Raw genomic sequence first — 19,245 nt, 5'->3', positions numbered from 1 at the left:
GGACGACCCGGTGGCGGCGGGCGTGAGCGACTGGTTCGAGCCGGAGGCCGCGACCGGCGACGACGAGGACGTCTGGGAGTTCACGACGGCCGAGCTGGCCTTTCTCTCGGCGCTGCGCGACCGGGCCGCGGCCTGGCGAGTGCCCTGGGCGCCCAGCGAGGTCACACGGCCGGAGGACGAGTCGTCGCTCCTCGTCCACGTCGCGCTCCTGGACACCAGGGGTCTCGGGCTGGTCCTCGGACACTGGGCCGTCCACTTCTACGGAACCCACGTGGTGGCAGGGCGCACCGTGGACGATCTCCTCAACGTGTGCGAGGCTCCCGGGCGCGACTGGTTCCGGCTCGCGGGCACGATCGACGCCCTCGCGCAGCGGTGTGCCGACTGGTTCGAGGACGTGCTGAGCCGTCCCGTCTTCCGCGTCGAACGGCAGGAGCCGGACGGAAAGGTCGTCACCCGCTGGGAGTTCGGCGGCACGGAGGAACCCGCCGCGGACCGCGACCCGTCGGCACCCGGCGCGGAGACGCCGCGGACGTGGCGCGTGCGGATCCGTCCCTGACACCGTGCGTCCGGGGCGGCCTCTCAAGTCGCCCTGTCGATAAGGGTGTTGATGTCCCGTTGGGTGGCCTGGGCGCGGTGGGCACCGCGGGAATTCTGTGTCTGCGGGGTTGATTGAGGCGCCTGTTCTCACTTGAGTGGACCGCGGCAGTGCGCTTCGACCGCCCTCCCGGGAGACCTGCGTGACGACCGTGCGAGAACGCGAGCCGCCCCTGTGCCTCACTCCCTCCGCGACGGCACGCCGACGGCCCGGAACGACCGGCCCGCGCGGCGCGCCCCGGACCCAGGCCGCCCCTCCCCGGCGGGCCGTCCGCCGTGCGCGCCCAACGCTGCGAAGCGGCAAGCCTGTTGATCACGCACACCCGCGCCGGGCATGAGCCCCGCTCGCCGACGCGCTGGAACAGACCGAACGACGTGGACGACGTGGACGACGTGGACGACGAGGAGTGAGACCCGATGAAGGTGATCGTGGACGAGGTCAGGTGCTGCGGATCCGGTCAGTGCGTGCTGATCGCACCCGAGGTGTTCGACCAGCGCGACGAGGACGGCATCGTCGTACTGCTCGATCCGGAACCCGTCGCCGAGCGGCACGACGCGGTCCGCGAGGCCGCGGACGTCTGCCCGACCGCCGCGATAGAGCTGACGGAGAGCTGACGGAGACCCCTTGAGCGGGACCCCCGCCCCACCGGCCGTGACCCGACCGACTGTGATCCACCCGACCAGGAGATCGCGATGACCACCACCCCAGCAGCCGAACTCCCCTCCGACATACCGGAGTTCCCCCACCCCCGTGCCGCCGGCTGCCCCTTCGGGCTCTCTCCCCGCATGCTCGACCTCGCCGAGCGGGGGCCGGTCACCCAGGTCAGGGCCTGGGACGGCCGCACCCCCTGGGCGGTCACCGGGCACGCCGAGCAGAAGACGCTCCTCCACGACCCGCGCCTCAGCGCCGACTTCTTCAACCCCGGCTTTCCCAGCCCCGTTCCGATGCCGAAGGGTGCCCACCAGGCGCTGGACCTCGGATTCGTCGGCATGGACGACCCCGAGCACGCGCGGCTGCGCCGGATGGTCAGCGGTGCCTTCACCGTCAAGCGGGTGGAGGCACTCCGGCCCGCCGTGCAGCGGATGGTCGACGACTTCGTCACCGGCATCCTGGCCGGCCCCAAGCCTGCCGACCTCGTGCGGTCCCTCGCCCTGCCCGTCCCCTCCCTGGTCATCTCCGAACTGCTCGGTGTGCCCTACGCGGACCACGAGTTCTTCCAGACCAACAGCCGGACCATCGTCTCCTCCGTCGCCACCGGCCCGGAACGGATGAAGGCTCACGCGAATCTGCACGGCTACCTGGAAGGGCTCGTCGACGCCAAGATCGCCGACCCCGGGGACGACCTGCTCTCGGGCCTCGGAAAGCAGATCCAGGACGAGCGGCTCAGCAGGCGCGACGCGGCCACCATGGGCATCCTCCTGCTGCTCGGCGGCCACGAGACCACCGCGAACATGATCAGCCTGGGCACGCTCCTGCTGCTCCAGAACCCGGACGACCTCGCCCTCGTCCGGGACGCGGACGACCCCCGGGTGGTCGCCACCGCGGTGGAGGAGTTGCTGCGCTACCTGAGCATCGTCCACCTGGGACGGCGGCGCACCGCCCTGGCGGACATCGAGATCGCGGGCCGTACCATCCGCGAGGGCGACGGCGTCATCCTGCTGAGCGAACTGGCCAACCGCGACCCGTCCGTCTTCGACGAGCCGGACCGTCTGGACCTCACCCGCGACGCCCGCCGGCACCAGGCGTTCGGCATGGGCACGCACCACTGCCTCGGCCAGCCGCTGGCCCGCATGGAACTCCAGGTCGTCTACCCGACGTTGTTCCGCCGCATCCCCGGGCTGCGTCTCGCGACGGACCTGGACAGCGTCCCCTTCAAGCTCGACACGGTGATCTACGGTCTCCAGGAACTCCCGGTCACCTGGTAGCGGTTGGGCCGGACGGCGGCGGACCGAACGGCGAGGCCGGACCGGGGCAGTCCGTGTCCCGTTCCGCCGTCCGGGGGCGGAGGCGCCCCCGGACCGCAGTTCGCCGTACGCCGCGGGCTTGATCCGGGCGGGTGACACCGAAACCGTCGACATGTCGCCGGATCAACAAGGACGCTCGCCCGCGGTCCGCCCCAACCACTGTGGTTTGCGCGGGAGTTGATGCCTCCGTGGGAGGGCGGCCGGATTCCGTCGCCGACCGGCCGGGGCTCTCCCACGCGTCTCCCGGGGTTCATCCCTGAGTCCCGACGAGCGCCTAGCGTGCGGGACATGACGGAACCTCAGGTAGACCAGGAGCCCCGCCCGTCCGAGGATCCCCAGCGCCTGCACGGGCCCGGGGGCATCGTGTCCCGACAGCCCGGCACCGGAGCGGCCGACAGCGCCGCGTCCCCCGGACCCGCCCGGCGCGGGGTGCTGGCCGGGGCGCTCGCCGCCGCGCTCGCGGGGGCGACCGGGACCGGAGCGCTCGCCGGTCCCGCCCACGCCACGGGCAACGGCACGCAGACGGCCGTACGCGGCGGAGCGGCCGGCGCCGGCGCCGTCTTCCCCGCCTTCGACGTGCCCCGGTACCGCACCACCGTCGACGGAGAGTCCCTTCAAGTGGGCCGGGTGGACCGCCCGGTCGCACCCGGCATCGTGCTGACCTCGTTCGACACGTTCGGGCGGGCCGGGTGGCTGCGGGTGCACGTGCTCAACGCCGATCTCGGCCGGGCCGGGGTCGGCGTCGGCCTCGTCGCCGGAGAGGTGAGCCAGGCGCGGGCGCTGACCACCGCGTCCGACGCGCAGGGCGCGGTGGCGGCCGTGAACGGGGACTACTTCGACATCACCGAGACGTACGCGGCCGAAGGCCCCGAGATCAGTGGGTCCGCGCTGCGCAAGGGCACCGGCACCACCGGCACGGTCGCCGCCGTCGGCGTCGACCGGATCGCCCGCCTCGCGGACCTCGCCCTGGCCGGCACGGTCACCGTTGCGGGCACCGCGTACCCGCTGGCCGCTCTCAACTCCCCGGTGCAGGACGCCAACGGCGTCGCCGTCTTCACGCCGTTGTGGGGCCCGGGCAACCGGACACTCGTCGCCGGGAAGGGGCCGTGGACCGAACTCGTCGTGTCCGGCGGGCGGATCACCGCCGTCCGCGACGCGGTCACCACCACCCCCGTACCCGACGACGGCGTGATCGTCGTCGCCGAGGGCACCTCCGCCGGACCGCTCGGCCGGGCGGTCGTCGGGGACGCCGTGTCGGTCGCCTTCCGCCCGCGCACCGACGCGCCGGTGCCCCTGGCCACCGCGCTCGGCAGCGGCGCCGTACTCATCCGCGGCGGTGTGCTCACCGAGTTCGACGCGAGCACCTCTCACGACGAACTGAAGCCGCGCACGGCGATCGGCATGCTCGACGACGGCAGGCGCGTGCTCCTCGTCGCCGTCGACGGCTCGGCGAACTTCTCCGGCGGCCTCGGCTACGACGACATGGCCGCCCTGATGTCCCGCCTCGGCGCACGGGACGCCCTGATGCTGGACGGCGGCGGCTCCACCGAGATCGTCGCCCGGCACGCGGGCGACACCGGTGTCGACGTCGTCAACACTCCGTCCGACGGCGCGGAACGCCCGGTGCCCAACGGCGTCGGGCTGTTCGGAGCGACGGGCTCCGGTGCGCTGCGCGGCCTCGACGTGCGTCCCGGCGCCGACCGGGTCGTCCCCGGGCTGACCCTGGACGTGACGGCGGCCGGCTTCGACGAGACCTGGTCACCGGTGGCCATCGGCCGCCACCCGGTGCGCTGGAGCACCGAACCGTCCTCGCTCGGCAAGGTCGCCGACGGGGTGCTCCGCGCGGGGCGGCCGGGCACCGGCACGCTGCGCGCCGCGTCCGGGAGAGCAGGCGGCAGCCGTCCGCTGCGGGTGGTCGGCACACTGCACCGGCTCGCCTTCGTCGAACGCGCCGTCACCATCGAGCCGGGCGCCTCCGCCTCGGTGTCCCTGGTCGGGTACGACGCCGACGGCTTCGGCGCCCCCGTCGCCGCCCGCGACGTCACGCTCGACAGCGACTCCGCGGTGCTCACCGTCGTGAAGGAGCGGGACGGCAGCCTCACCGTCACCGGCGACACGGGGGCCGACGGGAAGGCGACCACGGTCGTCGCCACCGTCCAGGGGGTGACCGCGAGCCTGCCCGTCACCGTCGGCCTCGTCGACAAGGCACTGGCGGGGTTCGAGGCGGGCGAGGCCGGCGAGACGTGGACCGCGCTCGCCGCGAAGGGCACCGCCTCGGTGGCCTTCGTCGACGCGCCCGGCCGGCCCGGTGCCACGACCGACAACCGGGCACTGCGCCTCACCTACGACTTCACCGGGCAGACCGGCACCTCCGCCGCGTACGCGGTCGCCGGCCCGGAGATCCCCCTGCCCGCCGGGACACGCAAGCTGGCCCTCTGGGTCAACGGCGACGGGCAGGGCCACTGGCTGCGCGCCATGATCTACTCCCAGGGCACGACCAACGTCCCGTTCACCTTCGCCACCGTCGTCGACTGGACCGGCTGGCGACGCGTCACCGCGGACGTCCCCAATGGCTACTCGGCCCCGCTGACCCTGCGCCGCGTCTACCTCGCCGAGACCTCGCAGACCAACAAGAACGCGGGCGCCCTGGAGTTCGACCTGCTCGACGCCCTCGTCGGCCAGGGGACCGACACCGCCGCGCCGCCCCGGCCGGACCCCTACGTCATCGAGCAGGGCACCGTGCCCGAGGGACGCTGGACCTTCGCCGTCCTCTCCGACCTGCACGTCAGCGCGGCGGCAGGGCTCGACTCGTTCTCCGGGCGGCAGGCGGCGAAGGCGCTCGACCAGGCGGTGGCCGCCCGCCCCGACTTCCTGCTGATCAACGGGGACTTCGTCGACGACGACGACCCCGCCGACTTCGCACTCGCCAACGGGCTGCTGCGCGACCACGTCCCGGCCGGCCTGCCGGTGTACTGGACGCCGGGCAACCACGAGGCCGGGCTCTCCGCCACCGGCGGACTCGACGCCTTCACCACCGCCACCGGCAGACCCAACCGGCAGATCTTCGACCACAAGGGCACCCGGTTCGTCCTGCTCGACTCGCACACCGGAGACATGCGGACCTCGGACTGGGACCAGGTCCCGCTGCTGCGAGCCGAACTCGACCGTGCGGCACGGGACTTGTCCGTCACCGGGGTGGTCGTGTCCTTCCACCACCCGCTGGTCGACCCGTCGGGCGCGGCCGCCTCCCAGCTCTCGGACCGGCTGGAGGCCGACCTCGTCAAGAGCTGGCTGGCCGACTTCCGCGAACGGTCCGGCAAGCCGGTCGCCCTGTTCACCGGCCACGCCCACACCGCCTCGGTGAACCGGGTCGACGGCGTCCTGGAGGTCACCACCCCGGCCGTCGGGAAGACCCCGTACAGCTCGCCCGACCAGGGCGGGTTCTTCGGCTGGATGCATGTCGCCGTCGACCGGCGTCCCGCCCGGATCCGCGCCGGCCTGCCGAGTCCGGCGACCCGCGAGTGGCTGCGTGCGGAGTCCCGGCCCCTCATCGACGCCGTGGAACTGTCCGCCCCCGACCGGATCGCCGTCGGCGCGCGCGGCGCTGTCTCGGCCACCGGTGCGACCAGCGAGTTCGGACTCGTGTTCCCCCTGCGCTTTCCCGCGACCGTCACCTGGCACGGCGGCGGCCTGAAGGTGGTCGCCGCGTCCTCGTCCGGCGACACCGCCGGGTCGGCGTCCGCGGGCGGGACGGACGCCCGGACAGCGGCGTCGGGAGCGATGAGCCCGGCGGTGAACGCGGCGGTCCGCGCGGCGCGGGGCGACGGCCGCACCCTGGCCGTCCTGGACACCGGAACGGGCACTCTCACCGCCGTGCGGGCGGGCACACTCCGGCTTGCCGTGACGTCGGGCGGCCTGACCGCGGAACGGGAGATCACCCTGGGTTCCTGACACCGGTGCCGGGACGGCCGGGACACTCCCGTCGGGCGTCGGGCGTCGGGCGTCGGGCGTCGGGCGTCGGGCGTCGGGCGTCGGGCGTCGGCTCGCCGTCCGCCCGGGGGCCTCCCGTGCCGTCCGGGCCCGGGGCCGTCAGGCCGCGAGTGCCTCTGCCAGGGTCGGGTAGCAGTCGATGACGCTGTCGACGCCGACGAGCTGGACCGTGCGCTCGATGGCCGGGGCGAGCGCGGCCATGCGCAACCAGCCGCCGAGGTAAGTGAGTTCGCGATAGGCGGCGATGAGGATGTTGATGCCGCTGGAGTCCATGAACGTGACCCCGCGCAGATCGATCACGACACGCGGCGGCGTCCGGACCTCGGCACCCCGCAGGGCATGACGGAGGAGGTCCCCGCTGTCGTAGTCGATCTCGCCGACGAGGGCGAGCACGACGATCCCGTCCGAGTCCCCGGCCGTGATCGTCAACCGGTCCCGCCCGTCGGCGCCACCGGTGTCTGCCACGCTTTTCACGGTCATGCCGACGATGCTTCCACACCGCGACCAGCGCGTGGACCGATGGCCCCCGCCGATGCCGGTTCGTTGTGTGAGCCAGTCCACCTTCCGCGTCGTGTGTGCACGGGGAAATGCCGGGTACAGGCGGGCTCATGAGCGGGGGAAAGCGGGCGGTCCGGACAGACACGGTTGCCTCCGGCAAAGGCGGCCTCATGGCGGACACACGCGACATACAGACCACGATGGCCCTCGACGGCGACACCGGACGCATCGTCCGGGCCCGCCGCCGGGCGGCCGGCTTCCTTGCGGAACTCCAGTCCGTGCACGGCTTCCCGGTGTCGCAACGCGCCCTGGACGTGACCCAGTTGGTGGTCAGCGAGCTGGTGACCAACGCCTACAAGTACGCCCCCGGCCCGGCGCTGCTGGACCTGCGGGTCGACGGCGGGCTGATCGAGGTCGCCGTCTGGGACACCGACCCGAACCTGCCGCTGGCACGCGCGGCGGACACCGGCCGGGTGGGCCAGCACGGCCTGGAGATCGTCATGAAGCTCGCCCAGCGCTTCGAGGTGCGCCGCGAGCCGGTCGGCAAGCGCGTCACCGTCGGCATCGCCCTCACCGACGACCCGGACGGGGCGCCCTCCGGCCGTCGGCCCCTGTAGGGCGGAGGGCCCCGGGCACCCGGCCGCCGGCCGCGGCTCCCGGCGTGCCCGCCGCCGGGTCTCCTCTCCTGCCGCCACCGCGCCGCCCCGCCGACGGGTCGGGTGCGCGGTGGAATGCCGTGATATCCAGTGAAAGCCGCATTTCGTGCGCGACTGGACGGCATCGCGCCGAGCCCCGGGAGAGGCCAGCATGAGTACGGGTGAAGGTCCGGCGGGGGAGCGTCACGCGTCGTGGAGCGAACTCTTCTTCGACCTCGTCGTGGTCGCGGGCATCATCCAGCTCTCCCACCTGCTCGACGGGACGTCGGCGTGGGAGGGCCTGGTCCTGTTCGGGCTGCTCTACCTGGCCTTCTGGACCACGTGGGTCTGCTTCACCGTGTACGGCAACGTCGAGAGCCGCAGCGACTGGACGCCCAGCCTGGTGGTGGCCATGCTCGGGCTGGGCGTGATGGCCGCGGCGGTGCCGGGCATCCTCACCCGCCATGCCGACGCCTTCATCGTCGCCTACGTGTTCCTGCGCTGGCTCGGGGGCTGGGTGTGGCCGCGCGGCCGGGTCGTCGTGGACTGGCCCCTCGCGCAGATCGGCGTCGGCATCCTGCCCTGGCTGATCTCCTTCTGGTTCGAGGGCTACGCCCGCTACGCGCTGTGGGCCGCTGGAATCGCCTTCGACCTGCTCGTGATCCTGACCGCCTCCGGACACCGCCTCATGCAGCGCGCGCAGGCACGCGTCGAGCGCCTGGTGCGACGGCACGGGACGCCCCGGCACACCCTGCCGGCCCTGGAACCCGCCCGGCCCGACCTGCCGCACCTGACCGAACGGCTCGGCCTGTACGTCATCATCGTGCTCGGCGAGGGCGTCATCCAGATCACGAGGGCGGCCTCGGCCGAAGCCTGGGACGGGCCCCTCGTCGCCACCTGGCTCGGCTCGTTCGTCCTCCTCTTCGCCCTGTGGACCATGTCGCTCCTCCACGGCTACGGCGGTGTGCCCAAGCTGGGCCCCGGGGAGCCGACCGTCCGCGCCACGCTGGCCCTGCACTGCCTGACGACGGGAGCCCTCGCGGTGGCCGCCGCCGGCATGGGCCTGGCCAACGAACACCCGCACGGTGCGGCCGGCCCGGAGACGCGGTGGCTGCTGTGCGGGGCCGTGGCGCTCTACTTCGTCGTGGGTCTCGTCGCCGCCGGGGCCACGGGGGCGGACCCGCGGGCGACACTCGTGTGGGGTGTCCCGTGCCTGGCGGGCACCCTCGCCCTGGGTGTCGCAGGGGACGGCCTGGACGGTGCCTGGATCCTGTGGCTGCTGGCGGCGGCCCTCTGCTGGCAGATCGCGGCGGCGCAGTGGATGCCGGGGTTCACCGACCGTGACCGCGTTATCCGATCGACACACTGATGCACGCAACTGCTCACCAGACCCATTGATCGGGCAGTTCCGCGTATCTAAGGTCGTTCCGGAAGGCGGCGGCGGCAGGACCGGGCCGGACCGCCGGCCGCCGACCGTCATGGCGAAGAGACCGAGGGTGTGAGCCGTGCCTGACCAGTCCGAGCAGTCACCGGAGGCTGCGCAACTTCTGTCCCTCACACGTGAGTTGCGCATCGGCGTCGTCGGAGTGGGCCAGCGGGCCACGCTCGCCCTGCTCGCCGGACGGCCCGGCACCGCACGGGTCGTCTCCTGCGCCGACCCCGCCGAACGCGGTCGCGAGGACGCGCGCAAGCTCTTCGGTGACGGTGTCCACGTGCACGAGCGGTACGAGGACATGCTCGCGGACGGCGTCGACGCGGTGTTCGTGCTCACTCCCGACGACACGCACACCGCGCCCGTGCTGTTCTTCCTCGGGGCCGGTGTCGCGGTCTTCGTGGAGAAGCCCCTCGCGATCGAACTCGCCGACTGCGACCGCATGTTGACGACGGCGGCGGACACCCGCACCCGCCTCTACGTCGGCCACAACCTGCGCCACCTCCCCGTCCTGCGACGGATGCGGCGCCTGATCGACGACGGTGCGATCGGCACGGTGCGCGCGGTGTGGTGCCGGCACTTCGTCGGACACGGCGGCGACTACTACTTCAAGGACTGGCACGCCGAACGCGCCCGCACCGGGGGGCTGTTGCTCCAGAAGGGCGCCCACGACCTCGACGCGATCCACTGGCTGGCGGGCGGCTGCTCCCGTACCGTCACCGCGCTGGGCGACCTCAGCGTCTACGGGGACAACCCCCACCGCCGCACCGCGCCGCAGGGCTCCGAACGGGTCCAGGACTGGTTCGACACCGGCGTGTGGCCGCCCTCGGCGCTGCGCGACCTCAACCCCGTCATCGACGTGGAGGACATCAGCATGATGCTCACCCGCCTCGACAACGGCGTCCTCGCCAGCTACCAGCAGTGCCACTTCACCCCCGACTACTGGCGCAACTACACCGTCATCGGCGACGAGGGGCGGATGGAGAACCTCGGCGACGGCATCGGCGGCGCCGAGCCGGTGGTCAAGGTCTGGAACAGCGGGCGCTCCGGCTACCGCCCGGAGGGCGATCTGAGCGTGACCGTGACCGACGGAGCCGGGCAGCATGGCGGCGCCGACGAGGCGATCGTCACCGAGTTCCTGCGCTTCGTCGCCCACGGCGGCGCCACCGACACCTCGCCGGTCGCCGCGCGGGAGGCCGTGGCGGCGGGCCTCGCGGCCACCAGGTCGCTGCGCTCGGGCGGCGGACCGGTGGAGGTCCCGGCCCTCGACACCCGCGTCGCGGACTACTTCGCGCGTCACCAGAGCGGGTCGAGGGGGCCGGCGCGGGCCGCCGGCTGAGCGTCCCGCACCGGCCCCCGCCGCTCGGTCACCCCTGCGGCAGCACCTGGGCGCTGAGGCCGTTGACCTGGAGGTTGGTGTCGATCTCGTCCAGGGCCAGCCGGAGCGCCCCCAGGGCCACGCCCTCGTCGCCCAGGGTGGAGGTGCGCAGTTCCGGCAGGCGCAGGCAGTGCTTGGCCAGTTCGCGGCGCAGGGGCTCCAGGACGACGTCGGCGGAGCGGGAGAAGCCGCCGCCGTAGACCACGACCTGCGGGTCCAGGGTGAGGACCAGGGCGGCGACGCCCACGGCCAGGTCGCGGGTGTACCGGCGGACGGCGGCCTTGGCCACGCGGTCGCCGTCGCGGGCGGCCTGGAAGACCAGCGCAGCCGCCTCGCCGGCCGCGGTCTCCGGCGGGATGCCGGGGCAGCCTTCCAGGTGTTCGGGCGCGGAGAGCCAGCGCACCGCCTTGAGCGCGCCGATCTCGCCCGCCGCGCCGCCGAAGCCGCGGCGCAGGGTGCCGTCGAGGATGAGTCCGGCGCCCGTGCGCAGACCGGCGAGCAGGAAGACGATGTCGTCGGCGTCCTGGGCGACGCCCTTCCAGCGCTCGGCGACGGCGGCGAGCTTGCAGTCGTTCTCCACCTGGACCGGGCACCGGAAGCGCCGTGCGAGGTGGGCGGCCGGGTCGGTGGAGGACCAGCCGGGCAGCGGGGTGAACAGGGTGGTGCGGCCCGTGTCGTCGACCGGCCCGGTGACGCCGATGGTCAGCGCCCAGATGTCGTCGGGGGTCATGCCGGCCGTGGCCAGGACGTCGTCGATGACCCGGTCCACGGCGGCGAGCCGTTCGTCGGGCGCCGCCTCCGGGTCGACGGGCCGGCGCAGGGTGTGCAGGAGGTTGCCCTCCAGGTCGCCGAGGACCACGAGGATCTTGTGGACGCCTATGTCGATGCCCAGCGCGTGCCCGGCCTCGGCGCGGAAGCAGTAGCGCCGGGCGGGCCTGCCCACGACGCTGTTCGCGCCGGGTTCCTCGACGTCCGCCCAGCCGTCCGCGACCAGCGACTGCACCAGGACGTCGACCGTGGGCCGGGACAGCCCCGAGCGCCCCGCGAGTTCGGTGACGGTCGAGGGAGGGTTGCCCCGCAGCGCCCCGACGATCGACAACCGGTTCATCTCACGCAGCCGGGACAGGTCTGTTCCGGTGGTGACCATGCTGGTGCTCCCTGGGAGGTTGTGCCCGCCGCTCGACATAATGCTGAGGAGTTTACTAATTCCTGGCGGTGTGCGGCGGAGATGACCGAGCTTCGCACGTGGCATGTGCACGTAAGGGCATCTTCCGGACACCGCCGCCACGGCATCGGGGCCGCGTGACGCCGGAGCGGCGGGACGGACGAGGCGCGAAACGGCGGGTAGCGCCTACGCGATCGGGTAGCGCTGCTCGCTCTCCGGCTGCACCGCGCTCGTGAAGTCGACCTCCCGGCCGTCCAACGCGAAGCGGTAGCGCCCCAGTTGACGTATCTCCGGGCGGCCTGCGAGGTAGCCGGTCATCTCCTCCAGCTCGTCGGGGTGCAGCCACCCGGGCGGGTCGGAAACGGCACGGAACCCGCAGATGTTGGCCAGATCCCGCAGGAGTCTCATCTGATCGACCGTCAGCAGATTGAGCCGGCTGCGGAAGTACACCACGTCCGGGTCGATCTCGACCAGCGGTGCCTGCCAGAGCCGGTGCAGGGTGTTCACCAGGGCGTTGCGTGCGAGCGCGTCGGAGGGATCGGTGGTGGCGTAGTGCTCCCACAGCGGTGCGACGTCGGGACCGGTACGGATGCCGTCGACCAGGCCGAGGGACGGCAGCAGCATGGCGCCGCTGCCCAGCAGGTAGGCGTCCTCCCCGGCCGCCTCGCGGACGGTCCGCAGGGCGTCGCGGTAGGCCTGTTCGCGGCCCGCTCCCGAGGCGCGCACGCCGGGGGCGGCGCCGCTGCCCACGAAGTCGAGCTTGAGATAGGTGAAGCCCCACTCGTGCGTGACCCGGTGGATCAACTCCCGCAGATGATCGTGGACCGCGGGCAGCGTCAGGTCCAACGCCCAGTAGCCGGAACCCCAGTTGTGGCCCGCCACGACCGGCTCGCCGGAACTGTCGCGCAGCAGCAGCTCCGGCCTCTCGCGCGCGATCCGCGACGTGGGCAGGACGATGAACGGGGCGAGCCACAGCCCGGGGACCAGTCCGGCGTCACTGATGCGGTCGGCCAACGCCCGCATGCCTGAGGGGAACTTGTCGTTGGGCTCCCAGTCGCCGACGGCCACCTCCCAGCCGTCGTCGATCTGGACGACGTCGAAGGGCAGTCCGCGCAGGGCGGTGATGTCCTTGGTGAGCTGCTCCTCGGTGATGTTCTCGTAGTAGGCGTACCAGCTGCACCACACGTTGCCCGCGCGCTTGCCGCTGCTGCCGAGGCGGGCGCCCAACTGCCTCGCGTACGCGGCGAACACCTCCTGCTCGTCGCCGTAGGCCACGAACCACGGGGCGCCGTCGCTCTCGTACCAGCCGGCCAGGGTGTCCGCGTCGGCGGTGAGCCGCGGGACGTCCAGGCCGAGGGCGCCGAGCAGCAGGACACGCCCGTCGGGGCCCTTGAGGGCGGCGACGGCGGAGGAGTGGTGGCGGGCGGGGTCGTCCCACACGGTGTCGTCGGCGGTGAGCCGCCGCTCGGGGTTCTCGATGCGCAGCGGCCGGTCCGAGAGGCGGCGCCAGCCGCAGGGGCTCCACGAGTTGTACCCGTGGCGGTAGAACTCGGCGTTGCCCAGACCGTGCAGAACGGCCACCCGTCCCGGTGGCAGCAGCAGTCCGCCGTCGGTCGGTACGGGGGCTTCGTCACTGCCGAACTCGACGGCGAACGTGTGGTCGTCGAGAGTTACGAGCCGGGCCATGGGTCTCCTCTGGTCGGTGAGTGAGGCGTTGCGGGGAGCCGGGAGCAGTGCCGAAGACTGCTCCGCGGCTCCCACGGGCGAAGTCGGTTGTGCGGAGGGCTACTTGAACAGCCCGTTGACCTTGTCGTTGGCCTTCTTCAGGGCGTTCTTCGGGCTGTCCTGGCCGAGGACCGCGGACTGGATGGCGTCCTGCACGATCGTCGAGATCTCGCTGCCGTGGTCCGTGACGGGCAGCAGGAACGTCCCGTTGGCATCGGCGGCCTCCTCGGTGAAGACCTTCACGTCGTCGCCCTTGGCCTCGTGGGCCGCGAGCGCCTTCTGGGTCGACGTCTTCAGCGCGGGGAAGACCACGGCGCTCTTCGCGACGATGTCCTGGCAGCCGGCCGAGGCCATGAACTTGACCCACTGCCAGGCCTGGTCCTTGTGCGGGGATCCCGTCCAGATGGCGTCGGAGAGGCCGTTGATGGACGACTTGCGCCCCTCGGGGCCGGTGGGCAGCGGCGCGAAGGCGAACTTCTGCTGGGCGGCGTCACCGGTGTAGCTGGAGATCGCGTACGAGCCGGCGAACGTGATGGCGCCCTTCCCGGCGTTCAGCAGCTCGGAGTTGGCCGCCGTCGACTTCTTGTCCAGGCGGGGCGAGTACCCCTTGTCGATGAGGTGCTTCATCCAGGTGATCGTGTCGGAGAGCGCCGGGTCGTCGTAGTTGTAGTGGGTGCCCCACGGGTTCTTGTCGAGGAAGCTGAAGCCGTTGGAGACCGCCAGGTCGCCCCAGCCGTTCTGGCCCTGCGAGCCGTCGGCCCACTCGGGCAGGAAGCCGTAGACCTTGATGTTGTTCTTGTCGAACTTCGGGTCGAGCCCGTTGCGGCCCTTGGCGTCGATGGTGGACTCGGCGATGACCTTCTCCAGGGTGCCGCCGTCGGTGGGGTTCCAGGTCAGGTCGTTCAGGTCGGCCGCGTCGATGCCCTGGGCCTTCAGCATGGTGGTGTTGTAGACCACCGCCACGGTGTCCCAGTCCTTGGGCAGCCCGTAGCGCTTGCCGTCCTTGACCCAGGTGTCCGCGAGACCGGCCTGGTAGCCGGAGAGGTCGACCTTGTCCTTGTCGACGTACGGCTGGAGGTCGACTATCTGGTTGCTCGACACGAACTGCGGATAGTACGAGGCGTGGTCGACCCACACGTCGGGGGCGTCGCCCGCGGTGATCTGCGTGGTGAGGTTCTGCCAGTACTGGGCCCACGCCGTCTGCGTGATCTTGACGGTGATGTCGGGGTTGGCCTTGTGGAAGGCGGTCGCGCAGGCCTGGTAGGCGGGGAGCTGCTTGTCGTCCCAGAGCCAGTAGTTGAGCGTCGTCTTGCCGCCGGCGGAGTCGTCGGAGGTGCCGCAGGAGACGAGGGTCGTGGTCGCGGCCAGGCACAGCAGGGCGGCGCCGACGCGCAGACGATTGGTTCTCATGGACAGAGACCTTCCTGATGGATGCGGTGCGGGCGGTACGTACGGAGCGGGTGACGAGAGGTGCGGGGGGTGTGCGGAGTCCGGCGGGAGCTACTTGATGCCGGTGAAGTTCAGGGAGTCGACCAGGCGCCGCCCGAGGACGGCGAGCAGCACCAGGACGGGCAGGACGGACAGGGCGGAGCCCGCCATCAACCCGGTCCAGTCGGGCTGGGTGTTGGGGGACTGCTGCTGGAAGATGCCGAGCGCCACGGTCAGCAGCCGCGTCTGCTCCTCACGTCCGGTGAGCAGGGGCCACAGGTAGTCCTTCCACGCCCACACGGTGGTGGTGAGCGCGATGGTGATCAGCGGGCCGCGGCTCATCGGCATGACGATCTTCCAGAAGATGCCCCAGGCGCCGACGCCGTCCAGCACCGCGGCCTCCTCCACGTCCTTGGGGATGGACAGGAAGAACTGCCGCAGGAAGAACACGGCGAACGGGGTCATCAGCACACTGGGGGCGACCATGCCCGCGAAGGTGTTGAGCCAGCCGAGGTTCTTCACCAGGACGAAGTTGGGCAGCACCGTGAAGATCGGCGGCACCATCAGGGCGGCGACCAGCACACCGAAGACGACGTCACGGCCGGGAAAGCGCAGCCGCGCGAAGGCGTACCCGGCCATTGCGCAGAACAGGGTCTGCAGAACGGCGATCAGCCCGCTGTAGACAACGGAGTTGAGCAGGTACCGCACGAAGTTCACCTGGGCGCCCGAACCGCCCGCGGCCTGTGCCTCCGCCTGGCTCGTCAGCCCGAGCACCCGCTTGAAGTTGATCAGGGTGGGGTGGTGGGGGACGAGCCCGGTGGCGTCGGTGTAGATGTCGCTCGCGGGTGTCAGGGCGGTGCGGACCATCCAGTAGAACGGGAAGACGGTCAGCACCAGGGCGACGGCCAGCACCGCCCAGGCCAGCAACCGGCCCGGGGTGATCCGCCGGCGTGTCCCGGCGGCCGTGGCCTTCGCCGCGCCGCGCCTGCCGCGCGCACGGACGAGGGGTTCCTGCACTGCCGAACTCTCTTCGATCAGGCTCATGTTGGGCTCCTTCTCTGCGCTCAGCGCTCTCTAGGCCAGGTCCGAGCGGGAGGCGCGCAGCAGGCGCATCTGAACCGCCGTCAGCAGGCCGAGGATCAACGCCAGGACCACGGCCACCGCGGAGGCGTAGCCCATGTGGAAGGAGGTGAAGGCCTGTTCGTAGATGTAGTAGTAGATGACCCGGGTCGAACTGACCGGCCCGCCCTTGGTGGTCACCGCGATGGTGTCGAAGATCTGGAACGAGCCGATCAGCGAGACGACCAGCACCAGGGCGAGGATCGGGCGCAGCAGCGGCAGCGTGATCCTGGTGAACATGCGCAGTTCGCCCGCGCCGTCGAGAGCGGCGCTCTCGTAGAGGTACTGCGGGACCTGAAGCATGCCGGCGTAGAGCAGCAGCGCCGTGTAGCCCGTGTACGCCCAGGTGTTGATCAGCGCGACGGACGGCATGGCCCAGCTCGGTGAGGTCAGGAAGCCGGTGGTGCCGAGGCCCAGCGCGTCGGTGATGTGGTTGACGAAGCCGAGGTTCGCGTCGAGCATCCACATCCACAGCAGGCCGACGGTGACGTTCGGGACCAGCCACGGCACCAGCAGCAGCGCCCGCAGCGCGACCGACCGGGTCAGGCGGTGCATGAGCGTCGCGAGCAGCAGCGCCAGCACCGTCTGCGACACGATGTTGGTGACGACGTAGTAGCCGGTGACCTTCAGGGCGTTCCAGAACTCGTCGTCACCGATGAGCTGGGAGTAGTTGTCCCCGCCGACGAAGTTGGGCGGGGAGAGCAGGTTGTAGTCGGTGAGCGAGTAGTAGATGCCGCGGATGGTCGGGTACGCGTAGAAGACCGCGAATCCGATCAGTGCCGGGCTCAGAAAGAGCCAGGCGGCACGTCGGTCGTCGCGGCGCCGTGGCCGCGGGCCCGGCGCGGGTGTGACGGGCCGGCCGGCCTCGCCGACGGGTACGCGCAACTGCACGTCGGCGGTCTTCGCGCCCATGCTTCCCCTCCGAACTGGATCTGCGCCGCGCCTCTTGTCAGCGGTGCACTGGTCGCTCATATTGATGAGCAACAGCGAAAGTTTGTCAACGCTTTCGCGTAAAGAAGGGGCTATCCGTCCTCGTGGAAGAGGACCCGCGAACGAGGGGAGGCAGCCGCAACTGTGCTCGCACAGAACGCGTTTGCGCACGTCAGACCATCGGTGGCTGAGCCGGCTCCCCAGCCCGGCACCTGACTCCACGACAGCCCACAACTGGCTTACGGAGATTGACGACATGCACACTTTCGCACGACGACGTGGCAGAAACGTGCTGAGAGCACTCTGCTCAGGAGCCGTCGCCCTGACGCTCGGGCTGCTGCCCGCGACCTCGCAGGCGGCGCCCGACAACACCGCCGGCACGGTGGCCGCCGCCACCGCGGCGGGTGCCCCCGCCCGCCCGCCGGCGAGCGCCACGCCGGACCCCACGCTCACGGCTCACACGCTCACCCGGGCCGACGCCCCGCTGGACAACCCGCTGAAGGGCTTCGCCCGCTTCTACCAGCCGGGCGTGAACGAGAACACCGGCTACCCGCACTCGCTCACGTGGACCTACGTGGGCCTCTCCGAAGTCATGAACAGCGCGACGGACTGCGGTCACTACGACTGGACCGTCCTGGACAACGCGCTCAACGAGATCGCGACCTACGGCAACCAGGCCGCGGTCCGCTTCTACATGGAGTACCCGGGAGGCACCGGCACCCACCCCGCCAACGCCATCCCGCACTGCTTCGACGGACACGTCACCTACCGCGACGACGCCTACTGGGGCACCACCAGCCCCGACTACGACAGCGCCTACCTGCTCAGCGCGGTCAAGAACTTCATCGCCGCGTTCGGTGCCCGCTACGACAACGACCCGCGCATCGGCTTCATCCACATGGGCCTCGTCGGTCTGTGGGGCGAGTGGCACACCTGGCCCTACGACACCGACACCTCCGGCGACTCGTACCCGAACTACATGCCGACGGACGCACACGGCGCGGAGATCATCCAGGCGTTCAACAGCGCCTTCACACACACCAAGCTCGAAGTGCGCTACCCGAACGCGGCGGGCGGCGCGGCCGACACCCTGCCCGCCGTCGGCTACCACGACGACTCGTTCTGCTACCGGGAAGGAAGCCCGCTGGCCGGCGTGACCCTGCCGGAGTCCCTCGGGGGCGCCTCGTACTCACAGCTCCAACTCGCCCTCGACCAGGGTGTCGAGAACAAGTGGACCACCGCCTCCATGGGCGGCGAGGTGAGACCCGAGATCCAGTCGACGGCCTTCAACTACTGGCCGGCGGGCTCCGGTTCGGTCGACAACATGAAGGCATGCCTCGAACTGGAGCACACCACCTGGAAGATCGACGAGGGCAGCGCCAACTACTCGGCCACGGACGCCAACGTGGGTGCCGCGGTACGGGAGATGGGCTACGACCTCAACGTCGACCACGCCTACTTCCAGAACACCGCCTCGGGGACGACCAAGGTCGGCGTGCGCATCAACAACGACGGTGTGGCGCCGTTCTACTACAACTGGACCGTCAGCCTGGGCCTCAAGGACTCCTCGGGCAACGTCGTGAAGACCTGGGACACCTCCTGGGACCTGCGCAAGGTCATGCCGACGAAGATCCGCGCCTTCCCCGACTGGGGAGTCGGCAGTGATCCCACCTACCTCGACTACGGCTACGCCCAGTACTTCGACACCAGCGTCAACCTCGCCGGGGTCGCCACGGGCAACTACCAGCTCGTCATGAAGGTCAAGAACCCGCTCTCGGCGATCAGTTCCAACGCCAAGCAGCTCCGCTTCGCCAACGCCACACAGAACGCGGACGGCTGGCTCGGACTCGGCGCCATGGCCGTCGGCTCCAGCACCGGCACCGGCGGCGGCACCAACGCGAGCTACGAGGCGGAGGCCTCCGGCAACACGCTCTCCGGTGGCGCCGTCGTCGCGTCCTGCGCGGGTTGCTCCGGCGGGTCCAAGGTCGGTTACGTCGGCAACGGCGGCAAACTCACCTTCAACGGTGTCAACGGCGGCAGCGGTGGCTCCCAGCAGATCACCATCGCCTACGCCTCGGCGGTGGCACGGTCGGCGACCGTCCAGGTCAACGGCGGAACGGCCCAGACGGTCAGCTTCCCGGCGACCACCGACTGGACCACACCGGGCACCAAGTCCCTGACCGTCAACCTCGGTTCAGGGTCCAACAACACCATCACGATCGCCAATCCGTCCGACTGGGCACCTGACATCGACAGGCTGACCACTCCCTGACCGTCCCGGTCCCGATCGCCTGAAGTGCGTCCTCCCGCCCGGCCCGTGCTTCCCCGCGGGCCGGGCGGGAGCCGTACGACGCGCGGACGGGTCGCCCCGTCCGCGATGAGTTCC

At 71.3% G+C, this 19,245-nt stretch carries 14 protein-coding genes; 8 read left to right on the top strand and 6 right to left on the bottom strand.

Translation table 11 applies throughout. From position 1 onward, the window contains the following. Positions 1-22 precede the first annotated feature (22 nt). From ACFZA0_RS32650 to ACFZA0_RS32635, 4 genes are all read left to right on the top strand, one after another. Entirely contained in the window at positions 23-556 is a 534-nt protein-coding gene (locus ACFZA0_RS32650) for a hypothetical protein (protein WP_391023682.1), read from the top strand. A gap of 455 nt (positions 557-1,011) precedes the next feature. Beyond that, positions 1,012-1,209, top strand: coding sequence for a 4Fe-4S domain-containing protein (locus tag ACFZA0_RS32645; RefSeq protein WP_391023680.1), 198 nt, complete (start codon positions 1,012-1,014; stop codon positions 1,207-1,209). A gap of 78 nt (positions 1,210-1,287) precedes the next feature. Beyond that, complete coding sequence (locus ACFZA0_RS32640; RefSeq protein ID WP_391023678.1) at positions 1,288-2,520, top strand: cytochrome P450; 1,233 nt, start codon at positions 1,288-1,290, stop codon at positions 2,518-2,520. 327 nt (positions 2,521-2,847) lie between these two features. After that, complete coding sequence (locus ACFZA0_RS32635; RefSeq protein WP_391023676.1) at positions 2,848-6,510, top strand: phosphodiester glycosidase family protein; 3,663 nt, start codon at positions 2,848-2,850, stop codon at positions 6,508-6,510. Between the two features lie 138 nt (positions 6,511-6,648). Here the strand turns inward: ACFZA0_RS32635 and ACFZA0_RS32630 are convergent, their stop codons facing one another. Continuing rightward, on the bottom strand, positions 6,649-7,014 hold the full coding sequence (locus tag ACFZA0_RS32630; protein ID WP_391023674.1) for an anti-sigma factor antagonist: 366 nt from the start codon (positions 7,012-7,014) through the stop codon (positions 6,649-6,651). 203 nt (positions 7,015-7,217) lie between these two features. Here ACFZA0_RS32630 and ACFZA0_RS32625 point away from each other — a divergent pair, with 203 nt between their 5' ends. From ACFZA0_RS32625 to ACFZA0_RS32615, 3 genes are all read left to right on the top strand, one after another. Next, positions 7,218-7,664, top strand: coding sequence for an ATP-binding protein (locus ACFZA0_RS32625; RefSeq protein ID WP_391023672.1), 447 nt, complete (start codon positions 7,218-7,220; stop codon positions 7,662-7,664). A 190-nt stretch (positions 7,665-7,854) separates the two neighbouring features. Further along, positions 7,855-9,051: a low temperature requirement protein A gene (locus tag ACFZA0_RS32620; RefSeq protein WP_391023670.1), complete on the top strand. Its 1,197-nt coding sequence runs from the start codon at positions 7,855-7,857 to the stop codon at positions 9,049-9,051. A gap of 136 nt (positions 9,052-9,187) precedes the next feature. Further along, on the top strand, positions 9,188-10,453 hold the full coding sequence (locus tag ACFZA0_RS32615; protein WP_391023668.1) for a Gfo/Idh/MocA family oxidoreductase: 1,266 nt from the start codon (positions 9,188-9,190) through the stop codon (positions 10,451-10,453). 28 nt (positions 10,454-10,481) lie between these two features. On the opposite strand, the gene ACFZA0_RS32610 is transcribed toward ACFZA0_RS32615, so the two are convergent. The 5 genes from ACFZA0_RS32610 to ACFZA0_RS32590 form a co-directional block, all read right to left on the bottom strand. Continuing rightward, positions 10,482-11,639, bottom strand: coding sequence for an ROK family protein (locus tag ACFZA0_RS32610; RefSeq protein WP_391023666.1), 1,158 nt, complete (start codon positions 11,637-11,639; stop codon positions 10,482-10,484). A 204-nt stretch (positions 11,640-11,843) separates the two neighbouring features. Then, entirely contained in the window at positions 11,844-13,343 is a 1,500-nt protein-coding gene (locus tag ACFZA0_RS32605) for an alpha-galactosidase (RefSeq protein ID WP_391023664.1), read from the bottom strand. A 99-nt stretch (positions 13,344-13,442) separates the two neighbouring features. Then, entirely contained in the window at positions 13,443-14,792 is a 1,350-nt protein-coding gene (locus tag ACFZA0_RS32600) for an extracellular solute-binding protein (protein WP_391023662.1), read from the bottom strand. Positions 14,793-14,882: 90 nt separating this feature from the next. Then, on the bottom strand, positions 14,883-15,854 hold the full coding sequence (locus ACFZA0_RS32595; protein ID WP_391023660.1) for an ABC transporter permease subunit: 972 nt from the start codon (positions 15,852-15,854) through the stop codon (positions 14,883-14,885). 30 nt (positions 15,855-15,884) lie between these two features. Continuing rightward, a complete protein-coding gene (locus ACFZA0_RS32590) occupies positions 15,885-16,841 on the bottom strand; it encodes an ABC transporter permease subunit (RefSeq protein ID WP_391023658.1) in 957 nt (318 codons plus the stop codon). A 307-nt stretch (positions 16,842-17,148) separates the two neighbouring features. On the opposite strand from ACFZA0_RS32590, the gene ACFZA0_RS32585 reads away from it, so the two are divergent. Beyond that, a complete protein-coding gene (locus tag ACFZA0_RS32585; protein WP_391023657.1) occupies positions 17,149-19,131 on the top strand; it encodes a DUF4832 domain-containing protein in 1,983 nt (660 codons plus the stop codon). Positions 19,132-19,245 lie beyond the last annotated feature (114 nt).

It is taken from the genome of Streptomyces sp. NPDC008150 (genome assembly GCF_042956945.1).
GTDB lineage: Bacteria > Actinomycetota > Actinomycetes > Streptomycetales > Streptomycetaceae > Streptomyces.
Note: the sequence above shows the minus strand (reverse complement) of the source record. Positions and strands in the feature narration are given on the sequence as shown.